Consider the following 22774-nt stretch of genomic DNA (forward strand, 5'->3'; position numbering starts at 1 on the left):
AGGGGCTGTCTGTCACCCTAAACCCGGACATCCGAATGGATAGACCGGGCGTGGCTGATGGTTCATTGCTGAAACGATTAAAGAGTTGTAGGACATTGGCTATATCTGGCCGATGCTTTTTTATGCGAATGCTTTCTAAAAACAATATTTTACTTATATATCAAATAGTTACTTAAACATAAAAATCTCCATTGGCTATTCGTAGTGGGAATTACCTGTCAGAAACGTCGAATTAATGACGCGGTTTTTATGGCAGGTTATGTCCCACGTTTCCGCTACATACGTAGGACAAATCCACTGGCTAAATACACTTTCGAATACCGACTCTGGTGTGTGAGCAACGGATCGCCCCGCAGAGGCCCAGAGGGTCTGTACACGGTTTTCGATATCAAGGATGAGAAGGCTATGAGTTTGACCAGCAGTATTGCCAACACCCAAAGCCCCCATTTCTACGCCGAAATGGGCGAGTTGATTGCCAGCAGTGGCCACCCGGGCTTTGCCGCCCACATGCTGCACCTGGTGGACAAGTGGGTGCCGATCCACCTGGTGGATCTGAGCGAATGGACCCTCGACGAGCTACGCGACCGTGTGCTCGATATCACGCTGCTGGGCAGCGCCGGCCAGACGCAGGACCTGCCGCCCCTGGCCCTGAATTCCATGGACGACCATCCGCTGTTGCGCGAAATGCTCGGCATGCAGGACCCGCTGCTGATCCAGTTGAAAGCCAAGGCCAACAGCGCAGACCCGCGTGACACCTCACACCAGTGCAACCTGGTGTCGCGCCAGGGCAACCGGCGCTGTGTGATTTCGTTTTATCGCCCGCCGACCCAGCGCGGGTTTTCCCTGGCCGAGTTGTCGTTTCTCAAGTGCCTGTCGGACACCCTGCTGCCGCTGATCGAGTGCCACGCCCAGAGCCTGCGCCAGGCACCGCACACCGAGGTCGAACCGGCCCACACGATGCTGGAGCAATCGCAATTGCAACGTGAGTTCTACAAGCGCCTGTCCCTGGGCGACATCACCTTGTCGGCGCGCGAGCAAGAGGTGTGCCTCGGCTTGCTGACCGGCGGCACCGTGCCGCAGATCGCGGAGAAACTCAGCGTGAAGAACAGCTCCATCGAAACCTACCTCAAGCGCGCCGCCGCCAAGTTGGGCGTGAGTGGAAGGCACGGTCTGGCCAAGTGGATGGTGGGCGCCTGATGCATAAATTGAGTACCTTTGCGATGGCCTGGATGCTTGGCGGCTGTTCGCTGATCCCGGACTACCAACGGCCTGCGGCGCCCGTGCCTGCGCAGTATCCCCAGGCGGGCGTGTATGCGCTGGCGCAGTCCGGCACATCGGACTGGCAGCAGCTGTTCCACGACCCGGCGCTGCAAGGGTTGATTGGCGATGCGCTGGTCAATAACCGCGACTTGCGCGTGGCTGCGTTGAACGTCGAGGCGTTCCAGGCGCAGTACCGTATCCAGCGTGCCGACCTGTTCCCGGCGGTGTCCGCTACCGGCGCCGGCCAGCGTCGGCGTGTGCCCGGGGACGTGACCGGCACCGGCAAGGCCGCCATCACCTCCAGCTATTCCGCGACCCTGGGCATCAGCGCCTATGAGCTGGACCTGTTCGGCCGCATCCGCAGCCTCAGCGAACAGGCCATGCTCTCCTACCTGGGCACCGAAGAGGCGCGGCGCAGTGCGCAATTGAGCCTGGTCGCCAACGTCGCCAATGCCTACCTGACCTGGCGTGCCGACCAGGAATTGCTGGCCCTGGCCCGGCAAACCCTGGTGGCCAACGAGCATAGCCTGCGCCTCACCAGCCGCAGCAAAACCGCCGGCAAAGCCTCGGCGCTGGACGTGGTGCAAGCCACCACCAGCGTCGAAAGCACCCGCGCCAGCGTGGCCCGCTATGAGCGCCAGGTCGCCCAGGACCTCAACAACCTCGCCCTGCTGGTGGGTGGCCCGGTGGACGAACAATTGCCGTCGCGTCCACTCGCCGCCGACTTGGTGGCCCGCGTGCCGGCCGGCCTGCCCTCGGACTTGCTGCAGCGCCGCCCGGATATCCTCCAGGCCGAGTACCAGTTGCGCGCCGCCAACGCCAATATCGGCGCGGCACGTGCAGCGTTTTTCCCGTCGGTGAGCCTGACCGCCAACGCCGGCAGCGCCAGCACCGAACTGTCGGGGCTGTTCAAGGGCGGCTCGGGCAGCTGGACGTTCCAGCCGCAGATCAACCTGCCGATCTTCAACGCCGGCAGCCTGCGCGCCAGCCTCGACTACGCCAAACTGCAAAAAGACATCAGCGTGGCGCAGTACGAAAAATCGATCCAGACCGCCTTCCAGGAAGTCGCCGATGGCCTGGCGGCGCGGCAGACCTATACCGACCAGTTGGAGGCGCAACGGGATTTCGTCGCGGCCAACCAGCAGTATTACAACCTGGCCGAGCATCGCTACCGCAGTGGCGTCGACAGCAACCTCACCTTCCTGGATGCGCAACGTACGTTGTTCAGCTCGCAACAGGCGTTGATCGTCGACCGCCTGGCGCAACTGGTGGCGGAAGTGAAGTTGTATACAGCGCTGGGCGGCGCGTGGGACGTCAGCGCAAGCCCGACTGCTGCATTAGGCCTGCTCACCCAACAAATCAGCTCACCACAGTAAGCTCACGTGCCCCTAGCCCTCACTGTATCTACGCCTGCGCAATCACCGCCTCCGCCTCGATTTCGATCAACCAATCCGGCAACGACAACCCGCTGACGATAATCCACGAAGACGGCGGCGGGTTGTGCGGGAAGCGTTCGCGCAGCGCTTGCGCGATCGGCTTCTGCTGGTCACGGGCGGACTCGACGATGTACAGCCGCAACATGATCACATGGGACAAATCACCGCCTGCCTCGGCCAACACCTTTTCGATGTTGTCCAAAGCGGCGGCGGTCTGTTCCGCAATACCCGGGCCGACGGTGCGCTCGTCGGCATCGACACCCACCTGGCCGGACAGCATGATGCGCCGACCCTCCGGCACTTCCATGGCCTGGCTGAAGCCGTATTGCAGGGCGTTGAATACCGTTGTGGGATTAATGACCTTTCTCTGCATGACATTTCCTTGTTGTCGGTAGGAAAACAAGGCTAACCCAAAGCAATCGTTCAATCCGGCGGTTCAACATCCCGCAACATATCGGGGATCATCGAGGGGTGCTGGCTACCAACTTCCCATCGCCAGACTGAACGGCGAAAACTCCGCGAACTGCCACCGCAACGCCAACGCCGCCGGGCGCCGCACCACATGTTCCACGGTGACGGTCCACAAGCGCTGGGCGCCCTCGAACAGCGCCACTTGCGGGCCGTCGAGGATCAGTGAAGTGCGCCCGGCCACCTGCAGCACATCCCCCGATTCAAAATCGATGAATAACAACCCCGCCACCGGGTTCACCTGCAGATTGCCCAGGGTGTTGAAGAACAGGTTGCCGGCAAAGTCGGGGATGGTCAGCACGTTGCCTTCGACCCGCACAAAACCCGTATTGCCGCCGCGGTGGGAAACGTCGACCGAGCGCTGGCCGTCCACCTCGACGTAGCTGGCGACGAAGAAGGTGTCGGCATTGCGGATCAGCGCTAGGGCCGCGTCATCCAGGCTGCTGGAACGTTCGGCCACGCTGCCGGGCTTGCGTGCGATGGCATCCACCGGCCGCAATTGGATGTACTTGGGGCAGTTGCCGAACGTGTGCACCACGTCGACCGAAAAGCCTTCGTGATCGAGCGCACCGATATGCCCGTTCATGCGGTTGCGGCGGCGGGTGTTGAGGTCGATGCCCAGCAGGCCGATGGATGCACCTTCACGCAAGGCGTTGCGGGCCGGGTCGTTGGCCGACGGCAGACTGTCGACCTGCAAGGTCTGCGGGTCCGGCGAGTGGGCAAAGCCCGGGGCGCCTTCAAGCAGCGTCGCCCAGGGAATGCCTTGCTCGTCCACCACACCCAGCATCAGGTACGGCAACAAAGGGTAGAAATCCCGATGCTGTTCGGGCAAATGATCACGGATCACCTTGGGCCCGACCACGGCCATGCGCTCGGCGACACCCACTGCTTGTTGCATGTGCCGTTCACCGGCATGCCAGGGCGATGGTTCGATCAGGTTCATGGCAAGCACCTCATGTTGGATAGCCCGATGCTGCGCCCTGCTCGCCACCCAGGGAAGCACCACGCCAGGCAATCCACTGTTACGCCAGTTGAAATGCCGGATGTTCACGCAGCGCCGCCACGCAGTGGTCGACAAAGCTGCGCACGCGCATCGGTGCGTTGCGGCCTTCGCGGTACACCACGTGCACGGGCAATGGTGGCTGTTCAAAACCCGGCAACAGGCGACGCAATTGCCCGCTCTGCAAATGCTCGTGAACCGGGTAACTCAGGCAGCGAATCACCCCCGCCCCATGCACCGCCGCATTGATCGCGCCCTGCACCGTGGCGCAGCCCAGGCGCGCACGGGCCTTGAGTGGGTAGCCCTGGAAATCCCAATGCACCTGGCCGGCAGTGGCGATCAGCCGATGGTGCTGGAGGTCGTCCGGGCGTTGAGGCTCACCGTGAATCGCCAGATAACCGGGGCTGGCGCAAAGGATATGCCGCACCTGCCCCACCGGCCGCGCGATCAACGACGAGTCGGGCAACTCACCGACGAGGATCGCCACGTCCAGCCCTTCTTCGTGCAGGTTGGGATAATAGTCGTGGTAGTGCGCCGCGAGGCTCACCTCGGGATAACGGTCCAGGTAGTCGGCCAAGACCGGCGCCATCACATGAGCGCTGAACAGAAAGGGCAAAAACACCCGTAGGTTGCCCTGGGCCTGCACATGCAAGCCTTTGGCCGAGGCTTCGGCGGCGTCCACGGCGGCGAGCAGGCGCACGCAATCGGCCAGGTACGCGTTGCCGGCGTCGGTCAGGCTCACGCCCTGCGTGCTGCGTTCAAGCAATGGCACGCGCAGGCGCGCTTCCAGGCGGGCCACCGCACGGACCAGGGTCGGCCCGGACACCTGCGCACTGCGCGCTGCGCCGGCCAGGCTCGAGTGTCCGGCCAGTGCGGCGAACAACTGCATATCGCGATAGCGCTCCATCAACCGCGCCGTTTCATCGCAGGGTTCAGGGCGGCGTCCTGGCCCAGGCGATGGCTGAGAAAGTCGACAAAGGTGTTGATCTTGGCCGGCACGCGGCCGCTTTTCTGGAACACCACCTGGATCGGCAACGGCTCGGCCTCATACGCTTGAAGGACGATCTCCAACTCGCCCGCTGCCACCGCCGTTGCGACCTGGTAGGACAGCACCCGCGTCATGCCCCAGCCCAGGCGCGCCAGGTTGATCGCGGCATTGTTTGCCGTAACGACCAGGCGCGGTTCGATGGGCACGGTCAAGGGTTGGCCGGCGTCGACAAACTCCCAGCTACTCACCAGCTGGCTCGACGATGACGTGACGATCTTGGCCTCACGCAACTGCGACGGGTGCTCGGGTCGCCCGTGCTGGTCGAGATAGGCTGGCGCTGCACAGACGACCCGGCGCACTTCGCCGACCTTGATCGCCTGCTGGCCCGGCTCGTGCAGATGACCGATACGCACTGCGACATCGACGCCTTCGTCGACCAGGTTGACCACGCGGTCGACCAGCAAGGCATTGATGTTCACCAGCGGAAAGCGGTCCAGGTACTCCCCCAACACCGGCGCCACATACAGTTCGCCAAACAGCACTGGCGCCGTGACCGTCAGGTGGCCGCAGGGGATGGAGTAACTGCCGGCCGCCGCTTCTTCGGCTTCATCGAGGTCTGCCAGGATACGCCGGCAATCCTCCAGGTAACGCTGGCCGGCTTCGGTCAGGTGCACGCTGCGGGTGGTGCGCGCCAGCAGTTGGGTGCCGATACGTTCCTCCATGGCGGCGATGGCCCGGGTCACGCTGGGTGGCGAGGTGTTCAGGCGGCGTGCGGCGGCGGCAAAACCCTCCTCCTCGGCCACCGCCAGGAACACCTGCATTTCATGAAATCGGTCCATCGGCACTCCTCTCAAGCAACTGCATATCGCTATTCCCCTGTGGCAAGCTCGCTCGCCACAACAGGCTCACTGACCACAACCAGGGTTCGCGTTAGTGGGATTGCAAGCCCACGGCTGTGCGAGGCATGCCGACAAATCCCGGCAGCGCTTCGATGCTGGCGAGCCAGGCACGCACCTGAGGGTAGTCGGCCAGGGACACATTGCCTTCCGGCGCATGGGCGGTGTAGGTGTAGAAAGCGACATCGGCGATGGTCGGTTGCTCGCCGGCCAGGAAGCGATTTTGGCTCAGTTGCGTCTCCATCAGTTTCAGCAAGGCGTGGGAACGGGCAATGGCGACGCAGGTATCGATGTCCGCGCCAAACACCGTGGCCAACCGCGCCGACGCGGGCCCGACGTGCAGTTGACCGGCGGCGGCCGAGAGCCAGCGCTGCACGCGAGCCTGCCCTGCCGGATCGCTTGGCAGCCACTGGCCTTTGCCGTAGGTGTTGGCCAGGTAGACCAGGATCGCATTGGAGTCGGCCAACACCACGCCGTTGTCATCAATCGCCGGCACCTGGCCGAAGCTGTTGATCGTGGCCAGATAGTCCGAGGACTTATGGGCGCCTTGCTTGAGGTCCACCAGAATAAATTCCGTGGGCAAGCCCAGCAGGGACAACATCAGCTCGACCCGATGAGAGTGGCCGGACAACGGGAAACCATAGAGTTTGATCATGAAAGGCTCCAAGAGAATGGGATGGCAACGCCGCACATGCTCTACCGCCGGCCCCTGACGTTGGAATCACCACGCTCTACAATCGAGCATTTCACCCAGTGAAACAATACCGCTCAGCGTTCCTCGAGTCTGTCGCGCAAAAACCGATGGCTCGCAGAAAACAACCGCTGGTAAGTGAGCAACACCGCCCCCACCGTACCCAACGCCGACGACGCGGCAATCAGGAACATGATCACGATCTGATAGCGCACCGCATCCACCGGGCTTTCTCCCGCCAGCACTTGCCCGGTCATCATGCCGGGCAGGCTGACGATGCCGACCACCGTCATCTGGTTCAGCGTCGGGATCATGCCGGCGCGCACCGCCTGGCGGATGGCGTCCTGCGCGGCCTCCCAGCGTGAGCCGCCGAGGGCCAGGATCATTTCGATGGTGTTGCGCCCCGAGGTCAGTTCCTGGGTCATGCGTTCGATACCCAGGGAGACCCCAGTCAGGGTGTTGCCGAGGATCATGCCAAGGATCGGGATCGCGTACTGCGGCTCGTACCAGGGGTGGATGCGGATCACCGCAAACAGCCCCACGGCGGTGACCAGCCATGAGCTGCCCCATACCGACAGGATGCTGTCGACCCGCTGGCCCCGGTAAGTCCGCCGTCCTCGCCCGGCGGCGGAGAGACCGGCGATCAGGGTCATGGCGCACATCAGCGGCAGCACCACGTACCAATAGGCGAACTCGAAGACCCAGCCCAACAGGTAACCGATGGCCAGCAGTTGCACCACCGTGCGCACCGCCGCCCACAGCAATTGGCGGCCCAGGCCCAGGCGCAACAGCAGCGACAGCGCGCCATTGATCAGGATCAGTGAGGCGGCAATGCCCATGTCCAGCGCGGTGAGGTTCTGGTAATTCATGGCTGGGCCACTCCGCTCAGTACACCGGCGCTCATCTGCAAGTGGATGTCACTCATGCGCCGGGCCTGGTCCAGGTCGTGGGAGACCCAGATGCAGGCACGGGAACTGTCCTCGGCAAACCAGGCGTCGATCAGCGCTTCCACTTCGCGGGACGAGGTGGGATCGAGGGCGGCGGTGGGCTCGTCCAGCAGCAGCACTTCGGGGTTGAGTTGCAGGGTGCGGATCAGCGAGACCACCTGGGACTCACCGCCTGAGAGGTCGGCGGCGTGTTTGGCCAGAAAGTCCGGCGTCTTGCCGGCGTGGCCCAGCAGTGCGGTCACCGTCGCCAGGTCGAAGCTGCGCTTGCGCGAGGTCTTGAGGCTGTAGGGAAAACGCAGGTTGTCTTCCACCGTACCGTCGAGCAGCGCCGGACGTTGGGAGAGGTAGCTGATATGGCAGCGGTAGTGAGGAATCTGCGCGTTGCCGATCGGCTCGCCGTTCCACAGGATCTGCCCGGACGTGGGCGCATCCAGCAGCGCCAGTGCGCGCAGGAATACGCTTTTGCCGGAGCCGGATGAGCCGGTGATCGACACCCGGTCGCCGGCCTGCAGGCTGAAATCGGTGGGCTGGAGCAACGGCACCTGGCGACGCTCGTCCAGGCGCGTGAGGGCGCGGGTTTCAATCAGTGCGCTCATGGACGCGGTGTTCCTCTCAATCCGGATGATGCAATGGTGAGGCACACTCGCCAGGATTTCATGCAAAAAATTCAAACTATCGCATCCGGTGTGGCTCAGAGCTTTAGATTCAACGTTACCGAGGAGGCGACATGCAATACCGACAACTGGGCCATTCCGGCCTGCTGGTATCCGAAATCATCCTGGGCACCGTGCCCTTCGGCGGTCGCGCCGAGTTTGAGCAATGCGGATCGGTGGATGTCCCCCAGGCCAAACGCATGTTCGATATCGCGTTCGACGCGGGTGTGAACATGGTCGACACCGCCGACCTCTATTCCCACGGCCTGGCCGAGGAAGTCGTCGGCAAAGCCTTGGGCGCCAAACGCAACGATATCCTGCTGGCCACCAAGGGCCGCAGCCCGGTGGACAACAACCCCAACAACTCCGGTTCTTCGCGCTACCATCTGATTCGCGCGTGCGAAGCCAGCCTGAAACGCTTGGGCACCGACCATATCGACCTCTATCAACTGCACAACTGGGACGGTATGACCCCCATCGAGGAAACCCTCGAAGCGCTGCGGCTGTTGGTAGGTTCGGGGAAAATACGCTACTTCGGCACCAGCAATTTCACCGCCTGGCAGATGATGAAAACCCTGGGCAAGGCCGAACTGCACGGCATGCTCAAACCTGTCACCCAGCAGATCTACTACACCCCGGAATCCCGCGAGGCCGAGTACGAACTGCTGCCACTGGCGCTGGACCAGTCGGTGGGCACACTGGTGTGGGGCCCGATGGGCGAAGGCCTGTTGACCGGGTCTACCCGTCGGGGTCACAAGCCGCCCGCCAACACCCGCCAGGGCAGCGGTTGGCCGGAACCCTATGTGCATGATCAGGAGCGGGCGCTCGATATCATCGAAACCCTTGCGGCGGTCGGCGATGAACACGGTGTCTCGGTAGCCCGCACGTGCCTGGCATGGCTCAAGGATCGACCGGGGATCACTTCGCTGATCGTCGGCGCTCGCACTGAAGAACACTTGCGCGACAACCTCGCTGCGACTGAGTTGACACTGACCCAGGAACAATCTTCACGCATCGAAGCCGTGACGCGTCGCCAGCCGTTGTACCCCTACTGGCATCGCTTTACCGCCGGGATCGACCGCTTTGATCCGGCAGAGCAGCCGTTTTTGGCTGAGCATCAAAAGACCATGGATGCGCGCAAGGACAAGTAATGCCTTGGCAGCCTTGCGCCAAGGCTGCCTTTTCCCATTCAAGGAGCCCCCCGTGATTGCCCAAATCATGATCGCCGCCCTCGGCGTCGTTGCCATCTGGTTCAGCCAAAGCAAACGCTTGAAAGTGCGCCGCTACGCCTGCCTGTTCGGCATGGCGGGCCAGCCGTTCTGGTTCTGGTCATCCATCAATGCCGAACAGTGGGGGATTGTATTGCTGAGCTGTTTCTACACAGTGGCGTGGGCGAAGGGGATCAAGACCCATTGGGTTGATCACACGCCAGACGCGCAACACTGATTTGCAAACGAGCGCGGCACTGCCTATATTTCCCGCCTGGCGCTCTCTACGCCACCTTCCGCGGAAAGGGCTGCGCCCAGGACACTGCAACACCCTCTTTTTCTACGACTCCCCACCTTGAAGCGGAAAAGGTTTGTGCAAGGAGATCGTATGTCCCAACCACTCAACACCGATGGCCGTCTCAACCTTGAGCAACAGCGCAAGCGTGCCAAGGAACTGCTGCCACGCCTGAAAGCCGAAAACCCGAACGCTACCCTGTCCCTGGCCCAATGGGCAATCGCCAGGCAGCTGGGTTTCAGCAGTTGGCCAAAGCTCAAGGCCCATATCGATGCCATCGACTTCGCCGCCCGCCACCCCGATTTTGCCGCCAGTGATGAAGCCCGTACCACCCATTGGCGCTGCGGCAATGACATTGCCCACAGCCTGCAACTGGCGGGGTTCAAAGGGCAGTTCCGGATGCTCGCCGACCCGCTGTGCATGGGCCCGGTCCGCGATTTGCCCCGCCAGGCGTTCCGCGCCCTGCGCAGTGCCTTTATCAGCCAGGCCTTCGCCATCGATGAAGCCGATGCAGCTCGTCGCGTCGACGTTGAATATGACCACCTCGACGCATTGGCCAGCGCCGACCACAGTGTGCTGTGGTGCGAAGCGGATGCCTATGACCAGCTGTTCCTGATCCGCGCACTCGCCGGTCTTGAACAGGTGCCGCACAAACTGGAGCTCATCGAGGTGGACCGCATTCCCGGCGTGCAGCGTTTTATCGGCATCGGCCAACTGGCGCCGGATGTATTGGCGTGGCTATGGCCGCAACGGCGCTTGCTCGAGGAGGACGCCGTGCAACTGGCCAAACAGGCCTGGTCGGCGTACTGCGACAGCTCGCCAGTCAGATGGGCGCAAATAGCCCACGACAGCCACACCGCCTTGCCGTTGCTTGCCCCGGCGTTGTTGCGTCAATTACAGGAATTGCCCGGCCTGCACGACGGCCTGTCGCTGACCGAGCGCCTGGCCCTGACGTACCTCGCCGAGAACGGGCCAACGCCATTCGGTCGAGTGTTCGCCGAACTGATGGCCAAGCGTGAACCGCTGCCGTTCCTGGGGGACATGATGTTTCATGCGCTGTTGCGACCGCTGATCGATGGCGACAACCCTTTACTGACCGCCACCGACACGCACCTGGACTGGCCACGCCAGGTGCTGGCGTTGACTGCGCTGGGGCAGGCCGTGTTGAACGGTGACGCCAACTGGCTGGATCACGCCAGCCATGTGCGATGGGTGGGTGGCATATGCTTGCGACCTCGCCAACCCCACTGGGCGATTGATGAACACATCATGCCTGTATGGCGCCCGTGATTACGCTAACGTGCTGCCCATTCACTCCTCACTTGCGAGACTGCCCATGCGCAACCTGATCTTCGCCAGCCTGCTTCTGCTGGCGGGCTGCCAACAAACGCCGCCGGCCAATGACCAACTCGATGCCGTGCTCTGGACCCAGACCTCCATCGAGCATGAGTTGATTTACCGCCAGCTCTTCGCCAATGCCACCCGTCAACTTGACGTGGCGTTGGCCGATCCCACCTGGGATGCCCTGCCCTTTCCCCCACGCAACCTGAACGGGTTACCGCCGGCGGTGGTGGTCGATATCGACGAAACCCTGCTGGACAACGTACCGCTCAACGCCCGCGATGTGGTCAACAACCAGGTCTATTCCTACGACCGTTGGAACACCTGGGTCGACCAGGCCAGGGCCCAGGCCTTGCCCGGTGCCGTGGCGTTCCTGCAGGCAGCCCGGCAAAAAGGCATCAAGGTGTATTACCTGACCAACCGCGAACACAGCCAGGTCGCCGCCACGGTGAAGAACCTGCGCCTGCGCGGTTTCCCGGTTGAAAGCGACCAACAGGTCCTGGCCGCCAGCACCCCCACCGGCCACTGCGAAAGCGCCGGCTACGGCAAGAACTGCCGCCGCCAATGGGTCGCGGCCCATGCCCGCGTGTTATTGATGGCCGGGGATTCCCTGGGGGATTTCGTGCAGGCCGACCACAACACCCTCGCGGATCAGCGCAAGGCGGTGGAGCCCTATGTGAACTGGTTGGGGCAACGCTGGTTCTTGTTGCCCAACCCGACCTATGGCAACTGGTACAGCGCGCCGTATGGGGATGATGAGAAGCTGCCGTTCGAGCAAAAGCGCAAGCTCAAGCAGCGGGCTTTGCAGCTGCAGGAGTAATCAGCCTTGGCTGGCCCACCGTCCTTGACGCCATCGGCTCACATCTGATTGACACACTAAGGCCATATGGAAATGAAACGAGTACTTATCGCATCGCTCGGCGCTTTATCGCTCCTCCAACCGTCATTCTCTGCAGCGGATAACACCAACGGGAAAACCCTCTTCACCCAGCGGTGTGCGATGTGTCACGGCGCGGATATCAAAGGCACAGGCCCCCTGGCCAACAAGAGCAATCCCCCCACCCCTGACCTGACCACCGCCGCGTTCAAAAAACGCCTGAATGACTACCCAGGCGTTATCGTCTCTTCAATCATACTTCGCCCCAATGGCGACCTGATCCCAAGGACGTTGCGAGAGAACGGCGTGAAGCTAGCGCCGTTCGCATGGAGGGTTAGCGACTTCCGCGATTTGAATCAATACATGAGCGGTGTGATTGCCAAGACTCGTTGAGCCTCACACCGCTCTTGCAGCAACCGCCTCGACCTCAATCAACGCACCGGGCAATGGCAACGCCACCACTTGCAGCGCCGTACGTGCCGGCTTGTTCGGTTGCTCAGGTGTACCGAAGAACTGCGTGTACCCCGCCTGCAAGCCGGCGAAATCCAGCTTGCCACCCGTCTCATCGGCCCCCACCAGGAACACCCGCAACTGCACGATATCGCCCAGGTCAAGGTCCTGCCGGCGCAGGATCGTGCGCAGTTTGTTGAACACCGACACCGTCTGCACTTCGGTATTGCCATAGGCCGCCGGTGTGCCCGCCGGGGCGCTGGCATCGTGCAGGTCGGGCAAGGTGCCGCTGATGAAGATCAGGCTGGCGGATGCCGGCACCGTGACGGTCTGGGAAATCGGGAAGTCGCCGACGCTGGTACGTTGAATGCTGTCGCTCATGATGAATCTCCTTATGAAGCGGCCAATGCCGCGCTATGACGGTGTTGAGTCACCCGTTCAGCCAGTTGCCCCACCACATGGCGCGCCGAGTTGGCCGCCGATTCCTGCCAGATACCCACGCCGCTTTGCACCAGCCCGTCGCCGGCGAAATAGACCCGACCATGCCCGGCTTCGAGCAAGGCGCTGGCGTCGGCCGGGAAATGCTCGCGCTGCAGCCACGGGCCTTCGCTGTAGGGAATCTGCTCCCAGGACACCGCCAGCGGATTGCGCAGGTGCTTGGAATACCCGGGATGCAGCAGTTCCACGGCCTCCCTGGAGGTGGCGTACTGTTTGTCGAACGGTTGCGCGCCAAACACATCGGCGCCCTCCCCGGTCACATAGCCCGCCACCAGCAGGCCTTCGCGAGTATTGAGGTCATTGCTCGGGTACCACAGCAGGCGCGCCGGGTGTTCGATCCACGACAGGCCGCCGTAGGTGCGGTAGTCGGTCTCCCAGAAGCGCGGCGACTGCCACGCCACTTTGGTCGCCTGGTCGCTGCGGGTGCTGAGCAGGGCGGCCTTGATCGGGTCGCTGAAGTCGGTGTCGAGCCTGGCCAGCAACGGCAGCGGCAACGTCGAGATCAGGTAGTCGGCGCGCACGACCTGCTCGCGGCCGCTGCGCTGGTCGTGATAGGTCACCGCCACGCCGTCTTCCAACTGGCGGATACGGCGCACCTGGGCGCCCAGTTGTACATGACCGCTGACGCGCTGGTAGAAGGCGTCGGTGATGCGGTCCATGCCGCCCACCGGTTGGAACATGGTGGCAGAGAACTCCGGGAATTCGGTGTGCAGCAACGCGCCCCACAGTTCCGGATGCAGCAGTTGGTCCAGCGCCAACGGGCGGCGGCTGGCGGGCAAGGCGCCGGGGTGGGCTGGCGATTCCAGGTGCCCCGAACGGATCGTGCCCTCGAAAGCCAGCTCCTGGGACAGGTCGCCATACACCCGCAGGAACGCCAGCAAGCGCGTACGCTCTTCACCGCTCAACAGATCATCGAGAGCATCGCGCTGCACGGCCTTGGCGAGCAAGCCGGACAGGTGCCCGCGCGCATCGTTGATGGCCTGGCCGACCGTGAATGCAGGCTTGCCCACATCAGGCCGTACCTGGGCGCCATGACTGCTGTTGACCAGCACTTCCAGCGGCACGCCCAGCTCATTGCAATAGTCGAGAATCGTGCGGTGCTGGCTGGGAATCCGTGCCGGCCCGGCGTTGAAGTAATGCCCCGGGTCGAACGCGGCGGTTTGCGTGCGGCCGTCCTTGTAGTCCACGCGGTCACCGTTGCGGATCGTCCAGGTGCGGCCGCCCACCCGCTCACGGGCCTCCAGCACTTGCACCTCGAAGCCGGCGCGGGTCAGTTCCAGGGCTGTGACCAGCCCCGCAATCCCCGCGCCCAGCACCAGCACACGCGTGCCCTGCCCCAGGCCTTCCTTGAGTTTCAACGGTTGCGGACGGCGGTGTGACGACGGCCCCAGGCCCAATGCCGCCAGCGCGTCCTTGACCGCCAGCTCGCCCCCTACCGCAGCGATGCTCGACAGCGCTTCACGTCGTGTCAGTCCCATGCTCGATGCTCCTTAATCCGGCAGGCCCGGTGGGTTGATCAGCGACGTGTCGACCCGCTCGATGTCCAGGCCCCAGCGTTGCAGCACCTGCTCGTATTGGCCGCCGGCAATCGCGCCTTCCAGGGCGGTGTGGATCGGCTTGACCAGGCCGTTGTCCTTGCGCGTGGTCACCGCGATATCGGCCTTCAACGGCCAGCCACCATTCACCGTGCCGACGAGCTTGATACCGCCAGTGACTGCCGCCGAATAGGCATACACCGAGTTAGGCCCGAACAGCGCATCGCTGCGCCCGGACTGCACGGCCAACTGGGCGGCAGCCTGGTCGTCGAAGTATTGCAACAGCGCCGGCTTGCGCCCCTCCTTCTCGTTGGCCTCGTTCCAGGCCAGCAGGACTTTTTCCTGGTTGGTGCCGGAACCGACGATGATCTTCAACCCGGCGATGTCCGCCGCCTGCTTGATCTCGCTGATCTTGCTGGTGCTCTTCACGTAGAAGCCGAGCACATCCTGGCGGTAGGTGGCGAAGTCAAAGCGCTTCTTGCGCGCCTCGGTCACGGTGACGTTGCTGATCACCGCGTCGTACTTGCCCGAACTGACACCCAGGGGCCAGTCCTCCCAACTGGTCTGCACCACATTGAGTTGCAGGCCCAAGCTATCGGCAACAAGCTGCGCGGTGTCAGCCTCGCTGCCGATGGTGGTCTTGTCGTCGCTGGCCAACAGCGCCAGGGGCGGCCCGGCCACGCCGGAGACGGCCACGGTGAACTTGCCCGGCTGGGCGAACTTGAAGCCCGGCGGGATCTGTGCGATGGCCGCCTCGTTACGCGGCACATGGATGCGCGGGCGGTCGGGGCTGAGGTCGACCTGTTGCACGGCGAATGCGTGTTGCGCGGTGCTGACGGCAAACGCCAGCAGGGCCACGCGGGCAGTAGAGATAAACATGGGCAGTCACTCCTTGAACTACAGCACCTTGCCGAGAAAGGCCACAGTGCGGGGATGTCGCGGTTGGCGGAAAATCTGTTCGGGCGGGCCTTCTTCAATCAACTGGCCGTCGCAGAGGAACACCACGTGGTCGGCCACCTCGCGGGCAAAGCCGATCTCGTGGGTGACGATCACCAGGGTCACGCCCAGTTGGGTCAGGCCCTTGATCACGTCGAGCACTTCGCCCACCAGTTCCGGGTCGAGGGCCGAGGTGGGTTCATCAAACAGCAGCACTTTGGGGTCCAGCGCCAGGGCACGGGCGATGGCCACGCGCTGTTGTTGGCCGCCAGAGAGCTGGCGTGGATAGGCATCGACCTTGTCCGCCAGGCCGACCTTGGCCAGCAACCCGGCCGCCTTGGCCTGGGCCTCGGCCTTGCTCCAGCGCTTGTGGGCCAGGGGCGCTTCGGCGACGTTTTCCCAGGCGGTGAGGTGGGGGAACAGGTTGAAGTTCTGGAACACGAAACCGACGTCGATACGGCGCTTGAGAATCTCCCGTTCTTTGAGTTCGTAGAGCAGATCACCCTTGCGATGGTAACCGACGTATTCACCGTCAATGGTGATATGCCCGCTGTCGATCTTTTCCAGGTGGTTGATGGTGCGCAGCAAGGTCGACTTGCCCGAGCCGGACGGCCCGAGGATCACCGTGACCTTGCCCGGGTCGATGGTCAGGTCGATGTCTTTCAACACCTGCTGGTTGCCAAAGCGCTTGCCCACGCCCTGGATCTGGATGCGCCCGGCGCGTGCTTCAGCCATGGGTCTTCTCCTTGATCCAGCCGCGAATGCGTTGCAGCGGCGTGGGTGGCAGCACCCGTGCGGTGCCCCGCGCAAAGTGGCGTTCGACGTAGTACTGAGCGCTGGTCAGCACGGTGGTGATGATCAGGTACCAGACCGTCGCTACGATCAGCAGCGGGATCACCGCCTGGGTGCGGTTGTAGATGACCTGCACGGTGTAGAACAGCTCCGGCAGGGCCAGCACATAGACGATGGACGTGCCCTTGACCAGGCCGATGATCTCGTTGAAACCCGACGGCAGGATGGAGCGCAGCGCCTGGGGCAGGATAATCCGGAAGATGCGCCGCGAGGCCGGCAACCCCAGGGCCGCGGCGGCTTCATGCTGGCCGGCGTCGACGCCGATCAGGCCGCCACGGATGATCTCCGCCGCATACGCCGCCTGCATCAGGCTCAAGCCCAGCACGGCCACGGTGAACTGGCTGAGCACATCCACCGTCGACCACTCGGCGAACACCAGGCTGGTGAACGGCACACCGAGCACGATGTGGTCATACAGGTAGGCAAAGTTGTAGAGGATGATCAGCACCAGCAACGCCGGCATCGAGCGGAAAAACCAGATATAGCCCCAGGCCAACGCCGCCAGCAGCGGCGAGCCCGACAGCCGCGCCAACGCCAGCGCGGTACCAAGGATAATGCTGAACAGCGTGCTCAGCAGGGTCAGCAATAGCGTCTGCCCAAGACCACGCAGCACCGACGGCGAAAAAAACCACTGGCCGAATACGCCCCACTCCCAGCGCGGGTTGGTGGCGAGCGAGTGCACGATGGCCAGCAGCACCAGCGCCGCAAAGATCGACCCGGCCCAGCGCCAGGGATGCCGGGCGGGCACCACCTGCAGGGCCTTGATCGGCGTGGAGACACGGGCCTGGCGCACCGGACTGGGCGCGTCGATCAGGTCATAGGGTTTGGCGACGATAGGCATGGTGTATTCCTCGGCCTCAGAAGGCATAGGTCAAGCGGGTGTAGTAGTACCCGCCGGTAAAACCGTAGGGCGAATAGACGCCATAGCTGCTGACCATGGTGCTGCTCGGCACCCCTTGTTTCTTGGGGTAGATGTCGAACAGGTTCTTGGCGCCGACGGCGATGTTCAGGTCTTTGGTGAGGTTGTAGCCAAGGTCGAGATCGGTGATCCACTTGGCGCTGTAGATGCGGTCCAGGTCGCGATTGGCCGATGAGTTCACTTCCTTGTAGGAGCCGTAGCGCGTCAGGGCCAGGTTGAGGTTGAAGCGATCGATGCTCCAGTCGCCGCCCAGGATCAACTTGGTGTTGGGCTGCACGCCGGTGATCAGGTTGCGCGCCTCGCGGTTCATCAGCTCGTAGGAGGTGCCGAGGATGTCCGTGGATTCCTTGTAGTTGAGGATTCTGGTCTGGTTCCAGTTGAATGCTGCGGTCCATTTCACCGAACCGTACCGGCCGAGGTCCTGGCTGTAGTTGCTGACCAGGTCCAGGCCTTTGGTACGGGTGTCGGCGCCATTGATGAAGTACTGCCCGCCGGAGGTGGAGTGGATGCCATTGTTCTGCAATACCTGGGTGATCTCGGGGCCGAGCAAGGTGCCCGTGAGGGTGATGCGGTCGCGCAGGTTGATCACGTAGGCGTCGGCGGTGAAGCTCAGGCGGTCGGTGGGCGTGAGGGTGAAACCCAGGCTGAAGTTGGTCGAACGCTCCGGCTTCAATTGCTGGGCACCGAGGGCTTGGGCCGCGGCGGAACCCACGGGCAACACGCCGTAGTTGATCGACTGGTACACGCCGTCCACCACGCCATAGGTGGTGGAGCGTGCGCTGAACAGGCTGTTGGCCAGGGAAGGCGCTCGGAAACCGTTGCTGACAGTGGCGCGCACGGCGAACTGAGGGGTGAAGTCATAGCGGGTGGTCAGCTTGCCGCTGCGCGTGGCGCCGACGCCCTGGTTGTAGTGCTCGTAACGAAACGCCGTGCCGACGTACCAGTCCGGCACCGGGTTGAAGCCCACATCGACATAACTGGCCAAGCTGTTGCGCGACGCGCTGCTTTCTTCGTCAGGCGAAATGCCGTTGGTGACCTGCGCGCCCGACGACGCGCAATTGCCCGGCGCCACGCAGTAGCCGCCGTTGGCATAGGATTCATAGTCACCGGCCTGCACCTCATAAGTGTCGCGCCGATGCTCGAAGCCGACGCTCAGGTCCAGAGGCTTTTGCAGGCCGATGTCGAAGCCGCGCTTGAAGTCGAGGTTGGTGGTCAGCTCGGTGGCGATCCAGGTACCGGAGGTAAAGTGATTCGGCGTGGCCTCCCCCAGGGACGGGTTCTGATTATGGGTGGTGCCCTGCTCCGCCTCGTTGCGCCCGTAGGTGGTGGACAGGTCCCAGTCCCACTCGCCCACCGTGCCTTTGCCGCCGAATGCCGCCTGGAAATCATCCTCGTCGATAAACCACGTCGGCGTGTAGCCGCCGGGATAACCGTTGGGCCCGGTGGTGATGGTGTTGGTGATGGTCGGCAGGCGGAAGTTCTGCCCCTGCTCGGCCTTGCGCCGTGAATAGGTGGTGAAGGAATACAGGCTGAGGCTGTCGTCGAGCGGCAACTCGGCGTTGTAGCCCAGGGTCAGCAGGTTGGTCTTGGGCGTGCCATAACCGCCGTAGGTCGACCGCCCGGCCTGCTCGTAGGCCTGGGCATAGGTGTAGCCGTTCGCGCTGGCCTTGTTGTCATCGTTCTGGCTGCGCGCGTCGAGGGCGAGCTGCACGATGCCGCCGTCGCCGATCTCGAAACCCTTGTTGAGGCTTTGCTGCACCGTCTGTTTCTTGCCGTCATAGCCCTGGCCGATATTGGTCACCGCGGTGCCGCTGGTGTCGGCCTTGAGGATCACGTTGATCACCCCGGCGATGGCATCGGAACCGTACTGGGCGGCGGCGCCGTCGCGCAGGACTTCCACATGGTCGATGGCGCTGATGGGGATCAGGTCGAGGTCGGCCGGGGCCGCACCGATATTGATCCCGTTGATGTTCAAGGTGGCGGCGGTGTGACGGCGCTTGCCGTTGACCAGTACCAGCACCTCGGCGGCACTCAGGCCACGCAGGTTGGGGGCTCGGGCAATACCGCTGGCGTCCCAACCGGTTTTTTCCGGCAGGGTCAGCGAGGGGATCACTGCGCTCAGGGCCTCCATGAGGCCGGGCTTGCCGGTGTTCTGCAATTGCTTGGCGCTGACCACATCGATCGGCACCGGGCTGCTGGTGACGGTACGCTGCTCGGCGCCGCGGTTGCCGGTGACGACCACGGTGGACAGGGTGCTGTCATCCTGGGCGTGTGCGGTGTTGGCCAAGATGGCCAGGGTGAATGCGGCGGTGGGTTGTAGCACTCGCTTCATAGGGGTTCCTGCGTTTCCAAATCGCGAAGTCGGGCCGTCACGCGGGTGGGCGCGGTGCTCGGTTTTTTTCTGGGGTGTCAGGGCGATTTGGGGCTAGGTGTGGGGCGAGGTTTGAATTGGCAACATACGTTGAACTCCCTTCCAACGGTTCTGCTGCGGGGTGGCAGCGCAGAATCCGAGTCTAGATTGGTACCATCCGAGGTCAGGGGTAGGCTGTTGAGTTCAAACATAACGGAATGGGTTTTGAAAATATAATGCTATTTGGGCATAAGCTAATATTCTTGTATTTCATTATTTATGAATTTTGTTATTCATATAAGTAATGTTTTTTGCGATTTGGGGATTGGGGCATATCCGTTACTTGAGTCACGGCGGCTTATGGTTCCGCCCTTACGGCGGGTCACTTTTGAAAAGAGCCCAAAAGTAACCAAAAGGCTCTTGCCCCAACACTCGGCACCTCGCCTAGGCTCGGTGTGCCCGTAATCCGACAGTGATTTGGGGGGCCGCCTAAGATCAAAATCAAAAGCCAGATCAAAAGCAGGCGGATATCTGACTGCTGTATGGAGATCAAACTGTGGGAGGGAGCTTGCTCCCGATAGCAGTGAAGCAGGCACAGATGCATCAACTGACAGACCGCTATCGGGAGCAAGCTCCCTCCCACATTTAACCGAGATCGACAGTAAAATACCGGCCACTCTGGGCTGAGGAATCAACCAGCTCTGCTTTTGATCTACACCACTCAGGTCGGCTACCAGGCCGCCGTGCTCTTGCTCTTGCTCTTGCTCTTGCTCTTGCTCTTGCTCTTGATCTTGATCTGGGGCGCCCCGTCAAACACGCTGGCCGAACGCAGGCTTGAATCCGTGGGTAACCCGGCAGGACGCCGGGTTAGCCGCCCCGCGCCATGGATGGCGCGTGGCGGCGGCCCACGGATTCAAGCCGGAGTGAGGGCACACCGAGCCTAAGCGAGGTGCCGAGTGTTGGGGCGAAGGCCTTTTGCTTACTTTTGGGCCTTTCCAAAAGTGAGCCGCTGTAAGAGCGGAACCATAAGTAGCCGTTACCGAAGAAACGGATATGTACACCTACCTACCCGGCCGCAACAACTGCATCTGCTGCCGATAATCATCCGTCACCTGCCGCGCCTGCCCACTACTGGTAATCACCCTGGGCGTAATCAACACAATCAACTCCGTCCGATCTTTCGACTTACTGGTACTCCCAAACAACCAGCGCAACCCCGGGATCTTTCCCAGATACGGTACGGCACTGACACTCTCCCCGTTGTCCTGCTTGATCAACCCTCCCAGCAACACCGTCTGCCCACTCTGCACCGCCACCTGCGTCGACACCGAACGCGTCGAGATACGCGGATTCACCGGCGTATCGCTAGTACCACTCTGACTCTCGGCATCACTGACCTGCTGCTGGATATCCATGTATACCAACCCCCCCGGATTGATCCGCGGCACCACATCCAGGATCACCCCGGTCTGCACATACTCGACACTGCTCAACGTGGTATCGGCATCCCCGGTGTTGACGGTGGTCTGGCTGATGGGAATGTTGTCCCCCACCTGAATCTGCGCCGGCTGGTTGTTCATCACCACCAGCGACGGCGCCGAGAGCACCTGGGTGCGTCCATTGGTTTCCAGCGCATGCAACGCCACCTGCAGATTCGAACTGACAAATGAGTAGAACAACGAGTCCGTCGCCCCCAGCCCTGCCCCGCCACCGCCCAGCGCACCCTGGCTGCCGGAGGCATTGGCCACCGTGGTGCTGCCGGAATTGCCCGCCAGCCGCCCTAGATACCACTGCACACCCAGGTCCAGTTCACCGGTGAGCTTGACCTCAAGAATCCGTGTCTCGATCTGCACTTGCAGGGGCGGATTGTCGAGACGCTTGATCGCCGCTTCGATCTCTTTCCACTGCGCGGGACGGGTGCGCACCAACAGTTGGTTGCTGCTCTTTTGTGCGGTGATACGGGTACCCGCCTCCAGCGCGTTGGTGGGCGCGATCACCTTTTCCTCCGGCTCCGGTTCTTCGGCAGCGGGCGGGTTGTTCTGCAAGCCACCCGTATTGAGTGACGACAGGGTTGTCGTGCGCAGGCCAGGCGCAACCTTGGCCGGCGTGTCGTCCTTGATCGCGCCGGTGCCGTAGATCTGCCGCAGGTACTTGGCCAGGTCGGCGGCCTTCATGTTGCGCACGTCGTAGACGTACATCTGTGGCTCGTTGCCGCCGCCTTCGTCGATGGTGCGGATCCAGTCGCCGACTTCGCTGAGGTACTGGGGCTGGGAAGAAATCGCTACCACCGAGTTGGTCCGTTCAATCGGCAGAAAGCGCAGCATGCCCGCCAGGGGCATGCCGCTGTCCGGGCCGAACAGGCTTTGCAGCTGAGGCATCAGCTCGGCCACCGACGCGCGTTGCAGGCCGAACACGCCCACCGACATGCCCTTGAGCCAGTCCACGTCGAAGGTGTCGATGGTGTCCTGGTAGTTGGCCAGTTCATCCGGCGTACCGGCCAGGCTCAGCACATTGCGCGCCGGGTCGACCAGCAGAAACGCATTCTCGCGGGCGAAGGGCTTGAGCAGTTTCTGCATCTCGGTGGCGGAGATGTAGCGCAGCGGAAACAGCCGCGCCGACAAGCCGCTGGAAGGTTGCGCCACGCTCATCTGCGGCACCAGCTTGCCCGCCACCGCCTGGCTGGCCGGCAGGATCACGTAGCGGTCACCCTGCTTGATCATCGCGTTGTCGGTCCAGGACAGCAGGGTTTCGAGAATCGACAAGGCCTGCTGCTTGTCCACGGGCCTGGAGGTGGAAAAGCTGACGTTGCCCTTCACGCCCTGGGCGATGCTGTAGTTTTCGTGCAGCAGGTCGCCCATCACGCTGTTGATCACCGCTTCGATGGGTTGGTCGGCGAAGTTGAACACGATGTCGCCGCCTTCTGCCTTCACACCCGGCGCGGTCGCCGGCGGACGCACGAACTGCTGGTTGCCCCGCATCAACTGGCGCTGCGCGGGGGGCTTGACCAAGGGCTGGGCAACTTCCACTGGGGGCGCCTCGCCGGGCGGGCGTTGCGAGCCAGTGCCCTGCATGGCCTCATGCAGAAGCTCATCATCCGGTTCGAGACGGTCGGGGAAGCTGCCACAGCCGCCCAGGGCAAGGGCGGTGGCCAGGCATAACGTGGAGGTGCGCATG

The 22774-nt window shown here is 62.6% G+C and carries 21 protein-coding genes; 7 read left to right on the forward strand and 14 right to left on the reverse strand.

Annotated features, from left to right (window positions below):
- Positions 1-405 precede the first annotated feature (405 nt).
- Complete coding sequence (locus LUU92_RS18625; RefSeq protein ID WP_222540041.1) at positions 406-1197, forward strand: helix-turn-helix transcriptional regulator; 792 nt, start codon at positions 406-408, stop codon at positions 1195-1197.
- Positions 1197-2636, forward strand: coding sequence for an efflux transporter outer membrane subunit (locus LUU92_RS18630; RefSeq protein WP_257102455.1), 1440 nt, complete (start codon positions 1197-1199; stop codon positions 2634-2636). The genes LUU92_RS18625 and LUU92_RS18630 overlap by 1 nt, the downstream gene beginning before the upstream one ends.
- 28 nt (positions 2637-2664) lie before the next feature.
- On the opposite strand, the gene LUU92_RS18635 is transcribed toward LUU92_RS18630, so the two are convergent.
- The 7 genes from LUU92_RS18635 to LUU92_RS18665 all read right to left on the reverse strand — a co-directional run bounded on the left by LUU92_RS18635 (position 2665) and on the right by LUU92_RS18665 (position 8282).
- Positions 2665-3069: a RidA family protein gene (locus tag LUU92_RS18635; protein WP_257102456.1), complete on the reverse strand. Its 405-nt coding sequence runs from the start codon at positions 3067-3069 to the stop codon at positions 2665-2667.
- Positions 3070-3174: 105 nt separating this feature from the next.
- Positions 3175-4107: a pyridoxamine 5'-phosphate oxidase family protein gene (locus LUU92_RS18640; protein WP_071492137.1), complete on the reverse strand. Its 933-nt coding sequence runs from the start codon at positions 4105-4107 to the stop codon at positions 3175-3177.
- A gap of 79 nt (positions 4108-4186) precedes the next feature.
- A complete protein-coding gene (locus LUU92_RS18645; RefSeq protein ID WP_257102457.1) occupies positions 4187-5071 on the reverse strand; it encodes a LysR family transcriptional regulator in 885 nt (294 codons plus the stop codon).
- Positions 5071-5991: a LysR family transcriptional regulator gene (locus LUU92_RS18650; protein WP_257102458.1), complete on the reverse strand. Its 921-nt coding sequence runs from the start codon at positions 5989-5991 to the stop codon at positions 5071-5073. Before LUU92_RS18650 ends, LUU92_RS18645 begins: the two co-directional genes overlap by 1 nt.
- 91 nt (positions 5992-6082) lie before the next feature.
- Positions 6083-6703, reverse strand: a complete 621-nt coding sequence (locus tag LUU92_RS18655; RefSeq protein ID WP_071492140.1) for a glutathione S-transferase family protein — start codon at positions 6701-6703, stop codon at positions 6083-6085.
- Between the two features lie 113 nt (positions 6704-6816).
- Positions 6817-7608, reverse strand: a complete 792-nt coding sequence (locus tag LUU92_RS18660; protein ID WP_071492141.1) for an ABC transporter permease — start codon at positions 7606-7608, stop codon at positions 6817-6819.
- Entirely contained in the window at positions 7605-8282 is a 678-nt protein-coding gene (locus LUU92_RS18665) for an ABC transporter ATP-binding protein (protein ID WP_071492142.1), read from the reverse strand. Before LUU92_RS18665 ends, LUU92_RS18660 begins: the two co-directional genes overlap by 4 nt.
- A 131-nt stretch (positions 8283-8413) precedes the next feature.
- Between LUU92_RS18665 and LUU92_RS18670 the strand changes: the two genes are divergently transcribed.
- The 5 genes from LUU92_RS18670 to LUU92_RS18690 all read left to right on the forward strand — a co-directional run bounded on the left by LUU92_RS18670 (position 8414) and on the right by LUU92_RS18690 (position 12453).
- The gene (locus tag LUU92_RS18670) at positions 8414-9490 is read left to right on the forward strand and encodes an aldo/keto reductase (RefSeq protein ID WP_257102459.1); all 1077 of its coding nucleotides are present in this window, start codon (positions 8414-8416) and stop codon (positions 9488-9490) included.
- Between the two features lie 52 nt (positions 9491-9542).
- On the forward strand, positions 9543-9785 hold the full coding sequence (locus tag LUU92_RS18675; RefSeq protein WP_058426121.1) for a hypothetical protein: 243 nt from the start codon (positions 9543-9545) through the stop codon (positions 9783-9785).
- A gap of 150 nt (positions 9786-9935) precedes the next feature.
- Positions 9936-11132 carry a DUF1835 domain-containing protein gene (locus LUU92_RS18680; RefSeq protein ID WP_257102460.1) on the forward strand — a complete coding sequence of 399 codons (1197 nt, stop codon included), beginning with the start codon at positions 9936-9938 and terminating at the stop codon, positions 11130-11132.
- 46 nt (positions 11133-11178) lie between these two features.
- Positions 11179-12003, forward strand: a complete 825-nt coding sequence (locus LUU92_RS18685) for an HAD family acid phosphatase (protein WP_102592878.1) — start codon at positions 11179-11181, stop codon at positions 12001-12003.
- Positions 12004-12075: 72 nt separating this feature from the next.
- Positions 12076-12453 (forward strand): c-type cytochrome, encoded by a 378-nt coding sequence (locus LUU92_RS18690; RefSeq protein ID WP_371322025.1) that lies wholly within the window; start codon positions 12076-12078, stop codon positions 12451-12453.
- Between the two features lie 3 nt (positions 12454-12456).
- Here LUU92_RS18690 and LUU92_RS18695 read toward each other — a convergent pair whose 3' ends face one another.
- From LUU92_RS18695 to gspD, 7 genes are all read right to left on the reverse strand, one after another.
- Complete coding sequence (locus LUU92_RS18695; RefSeq protein WP_071492147.1) at positions 12457-12891, reverse strand: RidA family protein; 435 nt, start codon at positions 12889-12891, stop codon at positions 12457-12459.
- An 11-nt stretch (positions 12892-12902) separates the two neighbouring features.
- Positions 12903-14486, reverse strand: coding sequence for a flavin monoamine oxidase family protein (locus tag LUU92_RS18700; RefSeq protein ID WP_071492148.1), 1584 nt, complete (start codon positions 14484-14486; stop codon positions 12903-12905).
- Positions 14487-14498: 12 nt separating this feature from the next.
- Positions 14499-15422 (reverse strand): ABC transporter substrate-binding protein, encoded by a 924-nt coding sequence (locus tag LUU92_RS18705; protein ID WP_257102462.1) that lies wholly within the window; start codon positions 15420-15422, stop codon positions 14499-14501.
- A gap of 18 nt (positions 15423-15440) precedes the next feature.
- A complete protein-coding gene (locus tag LUU92_RS18710; protein ID WP_257102463.1) occupies positions 15441-16214 on the reverse strand; it encodes an amino acid ABC transporter ATP-binding protein in 774 nt (257 codons plus the stop codon).
- A complete protein-coding gene (locus tag LUU92_RS18715; RefSeq protein WP_257102464.1) occupies positions 16207-17172 on the reverse strand; it encodes an amino acid ABC transporter permease in 966 nt (321 codons plus the stop codon). The genes LUU92_RS18710 and LUU92_RS18715 overlap by 8 nt, the downstream gene beginning before the upstream one ends.
- A gap of 16 nt (positions 17173-17188) precedes the next feature.
- Positions 17189-19582 carry a TonB-dependent receptor plug domain-containing protein gene (locus LUU92_RS18720; protein ID WP_257102465.1) on the reverse strand — a complete coding sequence of 798 codons (2394 nt, stop codon included), beginning with the start codon at positions 19580-19582 and terminating at the stop codon, positions 17189-17191.
- A 1079-nt stretch (positions 19583-20661) separates the two neighbouring features.
- Entirely contained in the window at positions 20662-22773 is a 2112-nt protein-coding gene (gspD, locus tag LUU92_RS18725; RefSeq protein WP_257103867.1) for a type II secretion system secretin GspD, read from the reverse strand.
- Position 22774 lies beyond the last annotated feature (1 nt).

Origin of the sequence: Pseudomonas extremorientalis, assembly GCF_024584605.1 — a bacterium.
In the GTDB taxonomy this organism is placed as follows: domain Bacteria; phylum Pseudomonadota; class Gammaproteobacteria; order Pseudomonadales; family Pseudomonadaceae; genus Aquipseudomonas; species Aquipseudomonas extremorientalis.

Bases quoted from the DNA above. Each gene is read 5' to 3' on its own strand.
- LUU92_RS18625 (WP_222540041.1), top strand. From the start codon at position 406: ATGAGTTTGACCAGCAGTATTGCCAACACCCAAAGCCCCCATTTCTAC.
- LUU92_RS18630 (WP_257102455.1), top strand. From the start codon at position 1,197: ATGCATAAATTGAGTACCTTTGCGATGGCCTGGATGCTTGGCGGCTGT.
- LUU92_RS18635 (WP_257102456.1), bottom strand. From the start codon at position 3,069: ATGCAGAGAAAGGTCATTAATCCCACAACGGTATTCAACGCCCTGCAA.
- LUU92_RS18640 (WP_071492137.1), bottom strand. From the start codon at position 4,107: ATGAACCTGATCGAACCATCGCCCTGGCATGCCGGTGAACGGCACATG.
- LUU92_RS18645 (WP_257102457.1), bottom strand. From the start codon at position 5,071: ATGGAGCGCTATCGCGATATGCAGTTGTTCGCCGCACTGGCCGGACAC.
- LUU92_RS18650 (WP_257102458.1), bottom strand. From the start codon at position 5,991: ATGGACCGATTTCATGAAATGCAGGTGTTCCTGGCGGTGGCCGAGGAG.
- LUU92_RS18655 (WP_071492140.1), bottom strand. From the start codon at position 6,703: ATGATCAAACTCTATGGTTTCCCGTTGTCCGGCCACTCTCATCGGGTC.
- LUU92_RS18660 (WP_071492141.1), bottom strand. From the start codon at position 7,608: ATGAATTACCAGAACCTCACCGCGCTGGACATGGGCATTGCCGCCTCA.
- LUU92_RS18665 (WP_071492142.1), bottom strand. From the start codon at position 8,282: ATGAGCGCACTGATTGAAACCCGCGCCCTCACGCGCCTGGACGAGCGT.
- LUU92_RS18670 (WP_257102459.1), top strand. From the start codon at position 8,414: ATGCAATACCGACAACTGGGCCATTCCGGCCTGCTGGTATCCGAAATC.
- LUU92_RS18680 (WP_257102460.1), top strand. From the start codon at position 9,936: ATGTCCCAACCACTCAACACCGATGGCCGTCTCAACCTTGAGCAACAG.
- LUU92_RS18685 (WP_102592878.1), top strand. From the start codon at position 11,179: ATGCGCAACCTGATCTTCGCCAGCCTGCTTCTGCTGGCGGGCTGCCAA.
- LUU92_RS18690 (WP_371322025.1), top strand. From the start codon at position 12,076: ATGAAACGAGTACTTATCGCATCGCTCGGCGCTTTATCGCTCCTCCAA.
- LUU92_RS18695 (WP_071492147.1), bottom strand. From the start codon at position 12,891: ATGAGCGACAGCATTCAACGTACCAGCGTCGGCGACTTCCCGATTTCC.
- LUU92_RS18700 (WP_071492148.1), bottom strand. From the start codon at position 14,486: ATGGGACTGACACGACGTGAAGCGCTGTCGAGCATCGCTGCGGTAGGG.
- LUU92_RS18705 (WP_257102462.1), bottom strand. From the start codon at position 15,422: ATGTTTATCTCTACTGCCCGCGTGGCCCTGCTGGCGTTTGCCGTCAGC.
- LUU92_RS18710 (WP_257102463.1), bottom strand. From the start codon at position 16,214: ATGGCTGAAGCACGCGCCGGGCGCATCCAGATCCAGGGCGTGGGCAAG.
- LUU92_RS18715 (WP_257102464.1), bottom strand. From the start codon at position 17,172: ATGCCTATCGTCGCCAAACCCTATGACCTGATCGACGCGCCCAGTCCG.
- LUU92_RS18720 (WP_257102465.1), bottom strand. From the start codon at position 19,582: ATGAAGCGAGTGCTACAACCCACCGCCGCATTCACCCTGGCCATCTTG.
- gspD (WP_257103867.1), bottom strand. From the start codon at position 22,773: ATGCGCACCTCCACGTTATGCCTGGCCACCGCCCTTGCCCTGGGCGGC.